Below are 17,022 nucleotides of genomic sequence, written 5' to 3'. Positions count from 1 at the left end.
ATCACACTCCGAAAAGCAGCTTGTCGTATGCAGGGAAGGGCCAGTAGGTCTCGGCTGTAACGGTCTCAGCCTTGTCTGCTGCGCTGCGGAGCTTATCCATTGCAGGCAGTACAGTGTCCCTGATAAACTCGGAAGCCTTTACGATGACATCGATTGTTCTGAACTTTGCAACTGCCTTTTCCAGCGCAGCTGTTGCGGAGTCCATCTCATCAATGAGCTCGGAAAGCTCTGTCACAAGCTTTGTCTCGTACTTGCAGGCTGCCTTGGATACTGACTTCTTGACAGCGACAGCGTTTGCGGTATCTGCTGCGAATTTAGCTACCGCAGGGATTATCTCCTTGCGAGCCATATCGATCATGGTAACAGCTTCGATGTTGACTGTCTTGATGTAGTTCTCGAGCATGATGTCGCGGCGTGAGAATATCTCGGCTTCGGTAAAAATGCCGTGTGATGTGAGCATATCAACGTTCTTCTTGTCGCAGATATGGGGCATTGCATCGGCAGTTGTCTTCAGGTTCATGAGTCCGCGCTTCTCAGCCTCTGCAATCCATGCGTCGTCATAGCCGTTGCCGTTGAAGATTATACGCTTGTGATCCTTGATGGTCTTCTTGATAAGATCGTGGAGCGCCTTGTTGAAGTCCTTTGACTTTTCCAGCTTGTCGGCAAACTGTCTGAGCACCTCGGCAACTGCTGCATTGAGGTGGATATTTGCACAGGATATGCTGTTTGATGAGCCAAGCATACGGAACTCGAACTTGTTGCCTGTGAAAGCAAAGGGTGAGGTACGGTTGCGGTCGGTGGAGTCCTTGCTGAACTGGGGCAGTACATCAACGCCCAGTTTCATCTTTTCCTTTGCTGTGCCGCCGTAGGGCTTGTCCTTTTCGATGGCGTCAAGAACTGAGGTAAGCTCGTCACCGAGGAATATGGAGATCACAGCAGGAGGAGCTTCGTTTGCACCGAGACGGTGGTCGTTGCCTGCTGTGGCTACGGAAAGTCTCAGCAGATCCTGATAGTCGTCAACTGCCTTGATAACTGCTGCGAGGAACAGCAGAAACTGTGCGTTCTCGGCAGGTGTTTCACCTGGAGAGAGCAGGTTTTCGCCCTGATCTGTGGAGATAGACCAGTTGTTGTGCTTGCCTGAGCCGTTTACGCCTGCAAAGGGCTTTTCGTGGAGCAGACAAACAAGGTTGTGACGCTGTGCCACCTTCTGCATTACCTCCATGGTAAGCTGGTTGTGGTCGGCGGCGATATTTGTGGTATCATAGATGGGAGCCAGCTCGTGCTGAGCGGGAGCTACCTCGTTGTGCTTGGTCTTGGCGAGGATGCCCAGCTTCCACAGCTCGCGGTCGAGATCAGCCATGTACTCGGCAACTCTGGGCTTGATTGAGCCAAAGTAGTGGTCGTCCATTTCCTGTCCCTTGGGAGGCATTGCACCGAAAAGAGTTCTTCCCGTCATGATGAGGTCCTTTCTCTGCTTCCACATATCACGGTCAACAAGGAAGTATTCCTGCTCGGGACCAACCGAGGTCTTGACGCTCTTTACTTTGGTATTGCCGAAGAGCTTCAGTATACGCAGCGCCTGCTTGTTGATGGCTTCCATGGAGCGGAGGAGGGGGACTTTCTTGTCCAGTGCCTCACCTGTGTAGGAGCAGAAGGCTGTGGGGATGTAGAGTGTACCGTCCTTGACGAATGCATATGAGGTGGGGTCCCATGCGGTGTAGCCTCTTGCCTCGAATGTGGCGCGGAGTCCGCCCGAAGGGAAGGACGAAGCGTCAGGCTCGCCCTTTACAAGCTCCTTGCCCGAGAACTCCATGATGACTCTGCCGTCGGGAGCAGGGGAGATGAAGCTGTCGTGCTTCTCGGCAGTAACGCCTGTCATGGGCTGGAACCAGTGGGTGTAGTGTGTGGCTCCAAGCTCGATCGCCCAATCCTTCATGGCAGCTGCAACTGCATTAGCTACCGAGATATCAAGGGGGGTACCTCTGTCGATAGTCCTTTTCAGTGACTTGTACACCTTTTCAGAAAGAGTTGCCTTCATTATTCTGTCGTCAAATACCATTGAACCGAAATACTCTGTTACCTTTTCCATAATCATTCTCCTTTTTTATCAAGTGATGCTTTTATAAAGTCCGCAAACAGCCTGTGGGACTTGTTGGGACGGGATTTGAATTCGGGGTGGAACTGTACTCCCACGAACCACGGGTGGTCGGGAAGCTCCACTATTTCTACCAGCTTCTCATCGGGTGAAAGACCTGCGATGTGGAGTCCGCCTGTTGTGAGGACTTTGCGGTAGGCGTTATTGAACTCATAGCGGTGGCGGTGACGCTCATAGATAAGCTCCTCACCGTATATACTGCGGCATCTGGAGCTGTCAGAGAGCTTGCATGGGTAAAGTCCCAGCCGCATTGTGCCGCCTTTCTGGTCGATATTTCTCTGCTCATCCATGATGTCTATGACGGGATAGGGTGTATCGCCGAATTCCGCTGAGTTGGCGCCCTCAAGTCCGCAGACGTTTCTCGCGTATTCGATGACCGACATCTGCATACCGAGGCAGATACCAAAAAACGGCACTTTATTCTCACGAGCATAGCGTATGGACTCTATCATGCCCTCTACGCCTCTGTGACCAAAGCCTCCCGGAACGATGATACCGTCGCATTCCGCAAAGACCTCTGCGGCGTTGTCATGGGTTATCGTCTCGGAGTCTATCCACTTTATATCAACTGCGGCATCATTGACTATACCGCCGTGACGGAGAGCTTCTGCTACGGAAAGATATGCGTCGTGAAGCTCCACATACTTTCCAACAAGTCCGATAGTTACATTTTTGTGTGCATTCTCTGCGCGGCGCACCATTTCCGTCCACTCTGTCAGGTCGGGAGCGCTGTCCGCAAGTCCAAGATGACGGCATACGGAATGTGCCAGTCCTTCATCTTCAAGCCACAGTGGCACCTCATACAGCGACGGTGCTGTAAGATTCTGGATAACGTCATCCTTGCGGATATTGCAGAACAGAGCTATCTTCTCAGCCATATCGTCGGGGATCCGTTTTTCCGTGCGGCAGACGATTATATCGGGCTGTATGCCGATGGAGAGAAGCTCCTTTGTGGAGTGCTGGGTGGGTTTGGATTTAAGCTCCTCAGAGCCTGCGATATAGGGCACCAGAGTAACGTGGATATAGCATACATTCTCGCGCCCCTGTTCTGTACCCACCTGACGTATCGCCTCGAGAAAAGGTGTGGACTCGATATCGCCTACGGTTCCGCCTATCTCTGTGATGACCACATCTGCATTGGCTTCATTGGCAGCACTGTAAACTCTGTCCTTTATCTCGTTGGTGATGTGTGGTATGACCTGTACTGTACCGCCGAGATAATCGCCGCGGCGCTCCTTGGTGATGACGTTCCAGTATATCTTTCCTGTGGTCACGTTGGAGTGTACCGACAGATTTTCGTCAACAAATCGCTCGTAGTGACCGAGGTCAAGGTCGGTCTCCGCACCGTCATCGGTCACGAATACCTCGCCGTGCTGGAAGGGAGACATCGTACCCGGGTCTACATTGATATAGGGGTCAAATTTCTGTATCGTCACCTTATATCCGCGCTGCTTGAGAAGTCTTCCAAGTGAAGCCGCTGTGATACCCTTGCCAAGACCCGAAACGACTCCGCCTGTTACAAAAATGAACTTTGACATTTGCATATGCTCCTTGAAATACATTTATGATAAAGGCTATCTGCGGATAGCGGGAGATTTTTCAGATATTATTTTATTATCCGCAGATGCCCTTGTCAGCTTATGAACGCTCCCATTCCTCGGAATCATGGAGCGCGTTGTAGCCCTCCTCGCCTGTTCTTATCTTGATGACGTTCTCGATGTCGTAAATGAACATCTTGCCGTCGCCGTAGTTGCCTGTATAGAGAGCTGCCTTTGCGGCGCTTACGACCTTATCAACGGGAACCGCACATACTGCGATCTCTGCCTTTACCTTGGGAAGCAGGTTCATCTCAACTGTAGTACCGCGGTAGTAGTTCCTCTGTCCGTTTTGCATACCGCAGCCCATTACGTTGGTGACTGTGATGCCCTTTACGTCAATGGCTTCCATAGCTTCAATGAACTGCTGGAGCTTCTGCTGCTTGAACACAACGACTATATTTGTCATCTTGGGTCTGCCGTCGGGAGCAGGTGCGGAGTAGTTCTCCACCTTTACAGCCTCGTCAACAGGTACCTTGACAACGCTCTTTGCGTCGTCTTTTGTGTAGCCCTTCATGGAGATGTCACCCATAGAGGGTGCAAAGTCTGCATAAGAGGAGATGAGTCCGTGCTCTGTGATGTCAAGACCGAGAACTTCCTCCTGCTCTGAAGCGCGGAGACCTATGGTCTTCTTTATAATGAGGAATGTAACTGTTATAGCAACAGCTGCCCATGCTGCTACGGAAACAAATCCGAGGAGCTGTAAGCCGAGCTGTTCAAAGCCGCCGCCGTAGAAAAGTCCTTCTGCCTTGATTCCGCCGCTTTCAAGCTGTATAGCATATCCGGGAGCTGATGATGTTGCGAAAAGTCCCACTGCGATAGTGCCCCAGATACCGTTCATCATGTGTACTGCAACTGCGCCGACGGGGTCGTCGATGTGGAGCTTGTAGTCAAGGAGCCATACTCCGAAGCAGACCAGAAGTCCCGATACTACACCTACGGCTATGGAGCCGAAGCAGTCCATGACGTCACAGCCTGCTGTAATGCCGACAAGTCCTGCCAGTGAAGCGTTGAGGCACATGGAAACATCCGGCTTGCCGTACTTTATCCAAGTGAAGATCATGCAGGTAACTGTTGCAACTGCGGGAGCAACTGTGGTTGTAAGGAATATGGAGTCAAGCTGTCCTACGCTTGATGCTGCCGCAGGGTTGAAACCGTACCAGCCGAACCAGAGAATGAACACGCCCAGTGCGCCGATAGTGAGGTTATGACCGGGGATAGCGTTTACCTTGACCTCGCCCTTCTTGTTTTTCTGGAATTTGCCGATACGGGCGCCGACGATCTTTGCACCGATGAGAGCACATATACCGCCTACCATGTGTATCGCACATGAGCCCGAGAGATCGTGGAAGCCCATCTGTGCAAGCCAGCCGCCGCCCCAGATCCAGTGTGCTTCAACAGGATATATCAGAGCGCTGATAATACCCGAGTATATGCAGTAAGAAAGGAACTTTGTTCTTTCAGCCATTGCTCCCGAGACTATAGTGGAAGTTGTGGCACAGAATACAAGGTTGAATACGAACTGATCCCATTCAAAATTACTGTAGCTTGTGAATATGTCAAATCCCGGCTGTCCGATAAGACCTACCATATCTTCTCCGAACATGAGTCCGAAGCCTATAATTATGAACATTACTGTGCCGATACAGAAATCCATAAGGTTTTTCATGATTATATTGCCTGCGTTCTTTGCGCGGGTGAAACCTGTCTCTACCATTGCGAAGCCTGCCTGCATAAAGAATACGAGAGCTACCGCTATCATAAACCATACGCCGAATACTGTTTTATCTGTATGCTCAGTCAATTCCTGAATGATCGCCTGTGCGTCCATAATAATTCCTCCTAAGATCGTATTACAGCAAAAATATCAAAGGGGTGCAGAAGTCCTGAGACTTCATACACCCCTTTGTGTATGGAATTAGCGCTATAAACCAAAAAAAGAGAGCTACGGATATCTTATCCGCAGCTCCCTTGCTGTTTACAATGCCATTATAGCCCCTGCGAGGAGATTTGTCAAGAGCTTTTTTGAAATTTGACGTATCGCACATTTTTATTTTTGCGTTAGCAGAAAATAACTGTAAAAATCAACGAAACTGCAAAAAAGCCTCCGTCGCCTATTGACATTTGCACTTTGACGTGCTAATATAGATGCAGGAACAAAGACGTTTGAGCAGACTATCTGTCTGCCCGGGCGTCTTTTTTATTTTATCGGTGCAGATCAAAGGCGCTCTGCATCGGAAAGGCAAGTGAAGGATATGGATTTATTCAGAGAGGAAGCTCCGTATGAGCAGCAGGGACTCTATGACCCGCGATTTGAACATGATAACTGCGGCATAGGTGCGGTAGTGAATATCAGGGGAGAGCAGTCCAGATACGTTGTGGACAGTGCTCTCACCATCGTCGAAAAGCTTGAGCACCGTGCTGGCAAGGATGCCGAGGGCAAAACAGGCGACGGTGTCGGTATACTGGTGCAGATGCCCTATAACTTCTTTATAAGTAAGACTTCAGAGCTGGGATACGATATCGGCGGCAAAGGTGATTTCGGTGTGGGAATGTTCTTCTTCCCGCAGAGCGAGATGAAGCGCGGACAGGCTATGAAGCTTTTCGAGCTTATAGCAAAGAAGAACGGCTTGAAGCTCATATGCTGGCGTACTGTACCTGTATCGGCTGATATCCTCGGACATAAGGCACTTGAAAGTATGCCTTATATCATGCAGGCTTTTGTGAAGCGTCCCGAGGGATGTCCCAAGGGGCTTGATTTCGACCGTAAGCTTTTTATAGCAAGACGGGAGTTTGAGCAGTCCGATGAGAATACATACGTCTGCTCACTTTCCTCGCGTACTATAGTATATAAGGGAATGTTTCTGGTTGATGAGCTGAGACGCTTCTACACAGATCTCCAGAGTGAGGATTTTACCTCCGCAATCGCTATGGTGCATTCCCGTTTTTCCACAAATACAAACCCCAGCTGGCAGAAAGCTCACCCGAACCGTTTCATTGTCCACAACGGCGAGATAAACACCATAACAGGCAATGCGGATAAGATGCTTGCCCGTGAGGAGAGCATGACCTGCGAGGCTCTGAAAAATGATATGTACAAGATACTTCCAGCCATAAATGTGAACGGCTCAGACTCCGCAAGGCTGGACAACGCTCTCGAATTCATGGTGATGTCGGGAATGCCCCTGCCGCTGGCAGTAATGATAACAATTCCCGAGCCGTGGAAGAACGACAAGACCATCTCTCGCTCCAAATACGATCTTTATCAGTATTACGCAACTATGATGGAGCCTTGGGACGGTCCTGCGTCTATAATCTTCTCGGACGGCGAGGTCATGGGAGCTGTCCTCGACAGAAATGGTCTGCGTCCGTCTCGTTACTGCGTAACAAGTGACGGATATCTCATTCTCTCCTCAGAGACAGGATGTATCGATATCCCTGCGGACAAGATAGTTAAGAAAGACCGACTCCGCCCCGGAAAGATGCTCCTTGCAGACACAACTCAGGGACGCATCATCGAGGACGACGAGATAAAGTCTGCTTATGCACTCAGACAGCCCTACGGCGAGTGGCTGGATGCAAATCTGGTACGTCTTCACGATCTGCATATCCCGAACAAGGGCGTGCAGACCTATTCGGGAGAGGAGCTTGCAAAGCTTCAGAAGGCTTTCGGCTATGCATATGAGGATATCCGCACATCTATACTGCCAATGGCTGAAAAAGGCGCAGAGCCCATTGCTTCCATGGGAAGCGATATCCCTCTGCCGCCGCTGGACAAGCAGTCTCCGCCGCTTTTCAACTATTTCCGCCAGCTCTTTGCACAGGTAACAAATCCTCCCTTTGACGCTATCCGTGAGGAGATCGTTACAGATACGAGCGTATACATCGGCAAGGACGGAAACCTCCTTGAGGAGCGTCCCGAGAACTGCCATGTTCTCAAGATCGAGAACCCCATTCTCACGGAAACTGATATGCTGAAGATAAAGGCTCTCAGCTCAGATGGGCTGAAAAGCGCTGTTATACCTATAACCTATTATATCGGTACACCTTTTGAAAAGGCAATAGAAAGGCTTTTCATCGAGGCAGACAAAGCTTACCGCGACGGTGCGACCATACTCATTCTCTCCGACCGCGGTGTGGACGAGTTCCACTGTCCTATTCCCTCGCTCCTTGCAGTTTCAGCTCTCCAGCAGCACCTTGTCTCCACTAAAAAGCGCACTGCTGTGGCAATGATACTGGAGTCCGCAGAGCCGAGAGAGGTACACCATTTTGCGGCGCTTCTGGGCTACGGAGCCTGTGCGGTAAATCCCTATCTCGCTCATGAAACTATCCGCTCGCTCATTGATGAGGGAACTCTTGACAAGGACTTCTATGCAGCCGAGGACGACTATAATTCAGCTATTCTCCACGGTATCGTTAAGATAGCGTCTAAAATGGGCATTTCCACTATCCAGTCCTATCAGGGCAGCAAACTCTTTGAAGCCGTAGGTGTTTCAAAGGAGCTGATCGACAGGTATTTTTCAGGAACTGTCAGCCGTATCGGCGGCATAGGTCTTGCAGATATAAGCCGCCGCACAGAAAAGCTCCACACAGCAGCATTTGATCCGCTGGGACTTACCGTCAACGACAGTATCGGCAGCGCAGGCAGCCATAAGCTCCGCAGCGGCAAGTCTGAGCATCTTTACACGCCCGAGACTATACATCTGCTTCAGCAGGCTGCAATGACAGGCAGCTATGACACATTCAAGAAGTACAGCGAGTGTCTCACCCTTGAGGACAACGAGCTGACGCTGAGAAGTCTCCTCGACATCAGATTTGATGAAAAGGGCGGCATTCCTATTGACGAGGTCGAGTCTGTGGAAAGTATCTGCACTCGTTTCAAGACGGGAGCAATGTCCTACGGCTCTATTTCGCAGGAAGCTCATGAATGCATGGCTGTGGCTATGAACCGTATCGGAGGAAAGTCCAACAGCGGCGAGGGCGGTGAAAGCCCCGAAAGGCTGAAATCCGACCGTTGCTCAGCCATCAAGCAGGTAGCTTCGGGACGATTTGGCGTAACAAGCGAATACCTTGTTTCGGCTCAGGAGATACAGATAAAAATGGCGCAGGGCGCTAAACCCGGTGAGGGTGGACATCTGCCTTCGGGAAAGGTCTATCCGTGGATCGCCAAGACTCGTCATTCCACCGCAGGAGTCGGACTTATATCTCCTCCTCCACATCATGATATCTACTCCATTGAGGATCTGGCACAGCTCATCTATGACCTGAAAAATGCCAACGACAAGGCGCGTATCTCCGTAAAGCTTGTCTCCGAGGCAGGCGTTGGAACTGTCGCGGCAGGTGTTGCCAAGGCAGGAGCACAGGTAATACTCATTTCGGGTTATGACGGCGGAACAGGCGCTGCTCCCAGAAGCTCAATTTACAATGCAGGACTTCCGTGGGAGCTGGGACTTGCTGAGGCTCACCAGACACTTATGCTCAACGGTCTGCGCTCGAGAGTCCGCATAGAGACCGACGGAAAGCTCATGACAGGAAGAGACGTTCTCGTTGCGGCACTCCTCGGAGCTGAGGAGTTCGGATTCGCAACTGCTCCGCTTGTTACAATGGGCTGTGTAATGATGAGAGTGTGCAATCTTGATACCTGTCCTATGGGTATCGCCACACAGAACCCCGAGCTCAGAAAGCGCTTCCGCGGCAAGCCCGAATATATCGTGAACTTCATGCACTTCATTGCACAGGAGCTCCGCGAGTATATGGCAAAGCTGGGCATACGCACTGTGGACGAGCTTGTGGGACGCACTGATCTGCTCGTGCCGAAAAAGGATACTCACGGTATCGACTTCTCGGCTGTACTGGGCGTTTCTGCTTCGGAAAGCAAGCAGCACTTCGACGCTGATGATATTTACGATTTTGCTCTTGACAGCACCATAGACCGCCGTGTTATAATGAAGAAGCTGGGAAGCTCGCTGAAAAGCGGCTACGCTAAAACTATCTCCATAGATGTGGTGAACACAGACCGCTCCGTGGGAACTCTAACAGGCGCTGAGATCACCCGTATCCACGGCGAGAATGCTCTCTCTGACGATACATTCACAGTAAAATGCAGCGGCAGCGGCGGACAGTCCTTCGGCGCATTTATTCCAAAGGGACTTACTCTGGAGCTCTGCGGCGACAGCAATGACTATTTCGGCAAGGGACTCTCGGGCGGAAAGCTTGTGCTTTATCCACCGAAAAATTCCGCGTTCAGACCCGATGAAAATATAATCGTCGGCAATGTGGCACTCTACGGTGCGACCTCGGGAAAAGCCTTTATAAACGGCGTCGCAGGTGAGCGCTTCTGCGTGAGAAACTCGGGTGCTATCGCTGTATGCGAGGGCACAGGCGATCACGGCTGCGAATACATGACAGGCGGACGTGCTGTTATCCTCGGCAGAACGGGCAAGAATTTCGCTGCGGGAATGTCGGGCGGTATCGCTTATGTTCTCGATGAGGAGCACGATCTGTATACCCGTCTCAACAAGGCTCTTGTCTCTCTCGAAGCTGTTACAGCTGAGGAGGATATCGCTGAGCTGAAAACCATCATCGAAGAACATGCCGAGGCAACCGGCTCGGAAAAGGCAAAGACTATCCTTGCTGACTTTGAAAGCTATATTTCAAAGTTCAAGAAAATAATCCCACACGATTATGCGAAGATACAAACTACTGTCAAGGCACTTGAAAAGTCGGGAGTTCCCTATGAACAAGCTGAGATAGAAGCCTTTGAGCTTCTGAGAAAGGAGGCGTGAGCCATGGGAAAGGCAACAGGATTTCTTGAATATACAAGAGTTGAAACAACTGCAAAAGAGCCTCTTGAACGCATAAAGGACTTTAACGAGTTCCATATCCCTCTCAGTGAGGAGCAGAGATGCGAACAGGCGGCAAGATGTATGGACTGCGGTGTGCCCTTCTGTCAGAACGGAAAAATGCTCTGCGGAATGATCTCGGGCTGTCCGCTTAATAACCTCATTCCCGAGTGGAACGACCTGCTTTATCACGGGCAGAGGGAACAGGCTCTCAGCCGACTGCTGATGACCAATAACTTTCCCGAGTTCACATCAAGGGTCTGCCCTGCGCTCTGTGAAAAAGCCTGCACCTGCGGACTTGACAGCTCTCCCGTGACTGTCAGGGAGAATGAGCGCTCCATCATTGAATACGGCTTTGAAAACGGACTTATGGAGCCGCAGATACCAAAGGTCCGCAGCGGAAAAAGGGTAGCTGTTATCGGTTCGGGTCCCTCGGGACTTGCCGCCGCAGATACTCTCAACAAGCGCGGTCACAGTGTAACGGTTTACGAGCGCTCCGACCGTGCAGGCGGACTTCTCATGTACGGTATACCGAACATGAAGCTTGAAAAGCATATCATTGAGCGCCGCACAGAACTTATGGCAGCTGAGGGCGTGAATTTCATCACCAATGCCAATGTGGGAGCAGATGTGTCCGCCGATGAGATAATGAAGAACTTTGACGCTGTGATACTTGCCTGCGGCTCATCAAATCCCCGTGATATAAAGGCTGATGGCAGGGAGGCAGAGGGCATTTACTTTGCTGTGGACTTCCTGAAGGCAACCACAAAGAGCCTGCTGGATTCCAACCTTACAGACGGCAAAGCCATTTCCGCAAAGGATAAAAATGTTGTAATAATCGGCGGCGGTGATACGGGAAATGACTGCGTGGGAACAGCTGTCCGTCACGGCTGTAAGTCAGTGACACAGCTGGAAATGATGCCTAAGCTCCCCGATGAGAGAGCGGAAAGCAATCCGTGGCCTCAGTGGCCGAGAGTTTGCAAGACGGACTACGGTCAGGAGGAAGCCATAGCTGTGTTCGGTCACGACCCGAGAATTTATACTACCACTGTAAAGGAGTTCATCAAGGACGACAAGGGCGCTCTTACCGCAGTTAAGACGGTAAAGCTTGAATTTGTCACAGATGAGAAAAGCGGAAGAAAGGTGCTAAAGGAGATAGAGGGCAGCGAGGAGATACTTCCCTGTGAGCTTTGTCTTATTGCCGCAGGCTTCCTCGGATGTCAGAGCTATGTTGCCGAGGCTTTCGGGGCAGAGCTTGACCGGCGTACAAACATAAAGACCGAAACAGGCAGTCATGCCACAAACATTCCCAAGGTATTTACCGCAGGCGATATGCATATCGGACAGTCTCTTGTGGTAAGAGCTATCCGTGAAGGCAGGGACGCTGCCGCAGAGACGGACAGATACCTTATGGGCTATACAAATCTTTAACGGAGGACGAAATGATATATTCGGAAAATGAAATACTACAGTATATTGAGGAAAACGATGTCAAGTTCGTGAAGCTGACCTTCTGTGACCTGCACGGCAGACTTAAAAACATCTCAATACTTTCTTCCGAGCTCGCTGTTACTTTTGAAAACGGAGCAAGGATAACCGCAAAGAAGATATCAGGCTTTGAAGTCGCTGACGGAAAGGACCTTTATCTTTTCCCCGATGCAAAAACAATGATGGTCTTGCCGTGGAGACCTCAGCAGGGCAGAGTTATCAGAATGTTCTGCTATATCCGCTATAAGGACGGCACTCCTTTTGAGGGTGACGGAAGATATTTCCTGAAAAAAGCCATGAAAGCCGCAGTTTCCGCAGGCTACTGCTTCCGCTTCGGAACGTCCTGCGAGTTCACACTTTTCAGAAATGACGAGAATGGAATCCCTACAAAGATACCTCACGATAACGCAGGCTACTGCGATACAGCTCCCGATGACAAGGGAGAGAATATCCGCCGCGATGTTTGTCTGACGCTGGAGCAGATGGGCATACACCCTGTATCATCCCGTCACGAGAGCGGCTGCGGTCAGCATGAGATAGATTTCAACGCTTCATCGGCACTTAAAGCCGCGGATACATTTCTCAGCTTCAAGTCTGCGGTGAAATCCGTGGCAGAGACTCACGGTGTCCATGCAAGCTTCATGCCAAAGCCGCTGCGAACAGACTGCGGAAACGGTATGCACATCAGCTTCAATATCTTCCCCGACAGCGACTTTCTCGAGGAGCGCAGCACAGGAACAGGCGATGAGCTGAAAAGCGCAGCAGCAGGCATAATGGAGCATATCCGTGACTTTACGCTGTTTACCAATTCTACTGTTAATTCCTATGAAAGACTGGGAGAGTTCACAGCTCCGCGAGATATACTCTGGGCTTCCGATGAGGGCTCGCAGCTCATAAGAATGAATCCTGACAGCGATGAGACTGCTGTGGAGCTGAGAGCGGCTGACTGTGTGTGCAACCCCTACTTTGTGCTTGGACTTATGATATATGCTGCTCTGGAGGGCATATCCGGAAAGGCGCAGCTCCCTGCGGAAAAAGAAAGCAGGGGCAGGCTGCCCGTATCGCTTGAAGATGCGGCGGACTGTGCTGAGGGCTCGGACTTCATCAGAAAATACATTCCTGAGAATATCCTTGAAACTCTCATATCATACAGCAGGACTGAGTGGAAGGAGTATTCCACCGCCTATGACAAGGAAGCTTTTGAAGATCAGAAGTATTTTTACAGTTTATAACGGAGGTCGGCTTTGGAAAAGGTACTTGTAATATCAAGCAATAAAAGCGCCTCTGAAGCTCTCGTAAAATTTATCCGTGACTCGTTCCGATGTACGCCAAAGCTGGTGGAATCGGCTTATCAGGCAAAGACTTATCTCGACAGTGAGCCCTCTGTGGAGCTGGCTGTCATAAACTCACCCCTGATGGACGAATCTGGCTTTGAGCTTGCGGAGTACATAATCGAAAAAACAGCCGCAAACTGTATCTTTATGATAAAGGAAGAGCACATCGAAAAGATTAATGACCGCGCCGAAAAATGCGGTATAATCATCGTGGGCAAGCCCTTCAGCAGGACTCTCCTTTATCAGCTGTTAAAGACGCTGGATATTGCTGTGACACGCTCTCTGAAGCTGTACAGCGAGAACCTCCGTCTCGAGGAGAAGATAAGAGAGATACAGACTATCGACAAGGCAAAGTTCCTGCTCATGGAGTACAAGGAAATGACGGAGGCTGAGGCTCACGCATATCTGGAGCAGTACGCCATGAACAAGCGCAAGAAGAAAAGCATTGCGGCTCTTGAACTGATTGACAGGATAAACGAGCAGTATCTGTAAGAGGTGTAAAAATGTTTGATTCCATACATGAGGAATGCGGAGTTTTCGGCATATATGAAGACAGCCGCGGTGATACCGCTTCCTCGGCATATTTCGGACTGTACGCGCTCCAGCACCGCGGTCAGGAGAGCTGCGGCATTGCGGTCTGCGACGACGGAGTTTTCAGGCACAAAAGGGCTGACGGTCTTGTATCGGAGGTGTTCAGCCGTGAGGAGCTCGACAAGCTGGGAAAGGGCAATATAGCTGTGGGACACGTCCGCTATTCCACTACGGGAGGGCATAATCCCAACAATATCCAGCCCCTTGTTATCCGCCATATCAAGGGAAATATGGCTCTTGTCCATAACGGCAATCTGGTCAATGCGGCGGAGCTTAGACGTTCATTCGAGATGTCGGGTGCGATATTCCACGGCACATCCGACACTGAGGCGATAGCCTATGAGATAGTGCGTGAGCGCCTTAACTGCCACTCTACTGAGGAGGCAGTGGAGCGTGCGATGCCCCGTCTCAGGGGAGCATATTCCTGCATACTTATGACTGCCACCAAGCTCATTGCCTTCCGTGACCCCGACGGATTCCGTCCGCTGTGTATCGGCAGAGCTCACGACGGAGCCTATGTTGTTGCTTCCGAGTCCTGCGCCCTTGAGACTGTGGGAGCGGAGTTCGTCCGCGATGTCAGGGCAGGGGAGATAGTGGTCATCGGAAAGGACGGTCTGCGCTCAATAGATACCAACTGCGGTAAAAAGCAGAATATCTGCATATTCGAGTATATCTATTTTGCCCGTCCCGATTCTGTAATTGAGGGCGTATCCGTTCACCACGCAAGGCTCAAAGCAGGGGAGCTCCTCGCTAAGCACAGTCCCGTGGATGCGGACATAGTCATCGGCGTTCCGGATTCGGGACTTGATGCGGCTCTGGGCTATGCAAATGAAAGCGGTATCCCTTACGGTATCGGCTTCATCAAGAACAAATACATCGGCAGGAGCTTTATACAGCCCCAGCAGGCTCAGCGCGAAAATGCCGTTAAGATTAAGCTCAATGCGGTCCGTGAGAGCGTTGCGGGAAAGCGTGTCATAATGATAGATGACTCTATTGTGAGAGGCACCACAAGTGCGAGAATAGTGAAGCTTCTTCGAGATGCAGGTGCGAAAGAGGTACACGTCCGCATATCATCTCCGCCCTTTCTGCACTCCTGCTATTTCGGTACGGATATAGACTCCGAGGAAAATCTCATTGCAGGCAGGTGCCATTCGACTGAGGAGATAGCGGAGTACATTGGCGCGGATTCACTGGCGTATCTGCCAATTAACGCCCTTGGCGAGCTCATAGATAAGAAGTGCGGCTATTGCTGCGGCTGCTTCACAGGTGATTACCCCGTTGATACGACGGGAGCAGGCAGCAAGAACAAATTTGACGAAAAAATACATGGGTGACATTTTCAAAGGGCTTGTATCAATGGGGATACAGGCTCTTAATATTACAATAATTCGGAGGAATAGAAAATGTGTACGATAATGGGATACTGCGGCAAGGACTGCGGTATGCAGAAGGTTTCGGAGGGACTTACGGCTACTGTGTCAAGAGGTCCCGACGACGAGAGGATAATTGACCTGAAAGACGGCGTTCTGGGCTTTCAGCGCCTTTCCATAATGGGACTGACTCCCGAGGGGATGCAGCCCTTTGAGCTTGACGGTAATTACGCTGTATGCAACGGCGAGATATACGGCTTCAAAAAAATACGGGAGGAGCTTATCGCAAAGGGCTGCAGCTTCCGCAGTGACAGCGACTGCGAGATACTGCTGCCCATGTACAGAGAATACGGCATGGATATGTTTGCGATGCTGGACGCTGAATTTGCCTGCATCATATATGACAGCGAGCAGCGCACGTTTATAGCTGCCCGTGACCCCATAGGTATTCGTCCCCTGTATTACGGCTATGACGGCGAAACCATTGTATTTGCCAGTGAAGCTAAGAACCTCGTGAAGGTGTGCAATAAAATAAAGCCCTTTCCGCCGGGTCATTACTACAAGGACGGTCAGTTCTGCTGTTACTGTGATATAACTGCCGTTGACAGTGTAATTCACGATGATATTGAGACTGTCTGCAAAAATATCCATGATAAGCTTGTGTCAGGCGTCAGGAAACGCCTTGACGCAGACGCAAAGGTGGGCTTTCTGCTGTCTGGCGGACTGGACTCCTCACTGGTCTGCGCTATTGCTCAGCGCGAAATGGATAAGCCGATACGCACCTTTGCTATAGGAATGAATACCGACGCTATCGACCTGAAATACGCAAAGCAGGTGGCTGACTACATAGGAAGTGAGCATACAGAGGTGATCATCACCAAGGACGATGTGATAGCTGCCCTTGAGGACGTTATCCACCTCCTCGGGACCTATGACATCACCACTATCCGTGCAAGTATGGGAATGTATCTGCTCTGTAAGGCTATACACGAACAGACCGATATCCGTGTTCTTCTCACAGGCGAGATATCCGACGAGCTTTTCGGCTATAAGTACACTGATTTTGCTCCCTCAGCAGAGGCTTTTCAGGCAGAGTCAGTGAAGCGTGTCCGCGAGCTCCATATGTACGATGTTCTCCGTGCGGACAGGTGTATCTCCGTAAATTCCCTTGAAGCAAGAGTTCCTTTCGGTGACCTTGACTTCGTGAAATATGTCATGGCAGTTGACCCCGAAATGAAGCTGAACAAGTATAACAAGGGCAAGTATCTGCTGCGCCATGCCTTTGAGGGAGACTATCTGCCGCATGATATCCTTTACCGTGAAAAGGCTGCATTTTCCGATGCCGTGGGACATTCAATGGTGGATCATCTTAAAGAATATGCAGAGGATTATTACTCAGATGAGGAATATGAGCTTCTGTGTACGAAATACGATCATGCAAGACCGTTTACAAAGGAGTCACTGCTGTACCGCGAGATATTCGAGAAATACTATAAGGATAACAGCGAAATGATCGCGGACTTCTGGATGCCGAACAAGGAGTGGGAAGGCTGCAACGTAAACGACCCGTCAGCCCGTGTACTCTCGAACTACGGAGAGAGCGGAATGTGATAATAAGGGAGTTCCGAAAGGACGCCCTTTGATGAT

The 17,022-nt window shown here is 50.5% G+C and carries 9 protein-coding genes; 6 read left to right on the top strand and 3 right to left on the bottom strand.

From position 1 onward, the window contains the following. Position 1: 1 nt before the first annotated feature. The 3 genes from DSZ37_RS02035 to DSZ37_RS02025 form a co-directional block, all read right to left on the bottom strand. Positions 2 to 2,089: a glutamine synthetase III gene (locus DSZ37_RS02035; RefSeq protein ID WP_109725290.1), complete on the bottom strand. Its 2,088-nt coding sequence runs from the start codon at positions 2,087 to 2,089 to the stop codon at positions 2 to 4. A 2-nt stretch (positions 2,090 to 2,091) separates the two neighbouring features. Further along, positions 2,092 to 3,693 carry a CTP synthase gene (locus DSZ37_RS02030; RefSeq protein ID WP_109725289.1) on the bottom strand — a complete coding sequence of 534 codons (1,602 nt, stop codon included), beginning with the start codon at positions 3,691 to 3,693 and terminating at the stop codon, positions 2,092 to 2,094. Positions 3,694 to 3,793: 100 nt separating this feature from the next. Next, positions 3,794 to 5,581, bottom strand: a complete 1,788-nt coding sequence (locus DSZ37_RS02025; protein WP_109725288.1) for an ammonium transporter — start codon at positions 5,579 to 5,581, stop codon at positions 3,794 to 3,796. A 424-nt stretch (positions 5,582 to 6,005) separates the two neighbouring features. Between DSZ37_RS02025 and gltB the strand changes: the two genes are divergently transcribed. The 6 genes from gltB to asnB all read left to right on the top strand — a co-directional run bounded on the left by gltB (position 6,006) and on the right by asnB (position 16,986). Continuing rightward, positions 6,006 to 10,535, top strand: a complete 4,530-nt coding sequence (gltB, locus tag DSZ37_RS02020; protein WP_109725376.1) for a glutamate synthase large subunit — start codon at positions 6,006 to 6,008, stop codon at positions 10,533 to 10,535. A gap of 3 nt (positions 10,536 to 10,538) precedes the next feature. After that, positions 10,539 to 12,023: a glutamate synthase subunit beta gene (locus tag DSZ37_RS02015; protein WP_109725287.1), complete on the top strand. Its 1,485-nt coding sequence runs from the start codon at positions 10,539 to 10,541 to the stop codon at positions 12,021 to 12,023. Between the two features lie 11 nt (positions 12,024 to 12,034). Continuing rightward, positions 12,035 to 13,312 (top strand): glutamine synthetase family protein, encoded by a 1,278-nt coding sequence (locus tag DSZ37_RS02010; RefSeq protein WP_109725286.1) that lies wholly within the window; start codon positions 12,035 to 12,037, stop codon positions 13,310 to 13,312. 12 nt (positions 13,313 to 13,324) lie between these two features. Further along, on the top strand, positions 13,325 to 13,906 hold the full coding sequence (locus tag DSZ37_RS02005) for an ANTAR domain-containing response regulator (RefSeq protein WP_109725285.1): 582 nt from the start codon (positions 13,325 to 13,327) through the stop codon (positions 13,904 to 13,906). An 11-nt stretch (positions 13,907 to 13,917) separates the two neighbouring features. Then, positions 13,918 to 15,339: an amidophosphoribosyltransferase gene (purF, locus tag DSZ37_RS02000; RefSeq protein ID WP_109725284.1), complete on the top strand. Its 1,422-nt coding sequence runs from the start codon at positions 13,918 to 13,920 to the stop codon at positions 15,337 to 15,339. A 69-nt stretch (positions 15,340 to 15,408) separates the two neighbouring features. Then, a complete protein-coding gene (gene asnB, locus DSZ37_RS01995; protein ID WP_109725283.1) occupies positions 15,409 to 16,986 on the top strand; it encodes an asparagine synthase B in 1,578 nt (525 codons plus the stop codon). Positions 16,987 to 17,022 lie beyond the last annotated feature (36 nt).

The organism is Ruminococcus flavefaciens, from assembly GCF_900116855.1.
GTDB lineage: Bacteria > Bacillota > Clostridia > Oscillospirales > Ruminococcaceae > Ruminococcus > Ruminococcus flavefaciens_R.
This window is presented reverse-complemented; position numbering and strand designations above follow the sequence as displayed.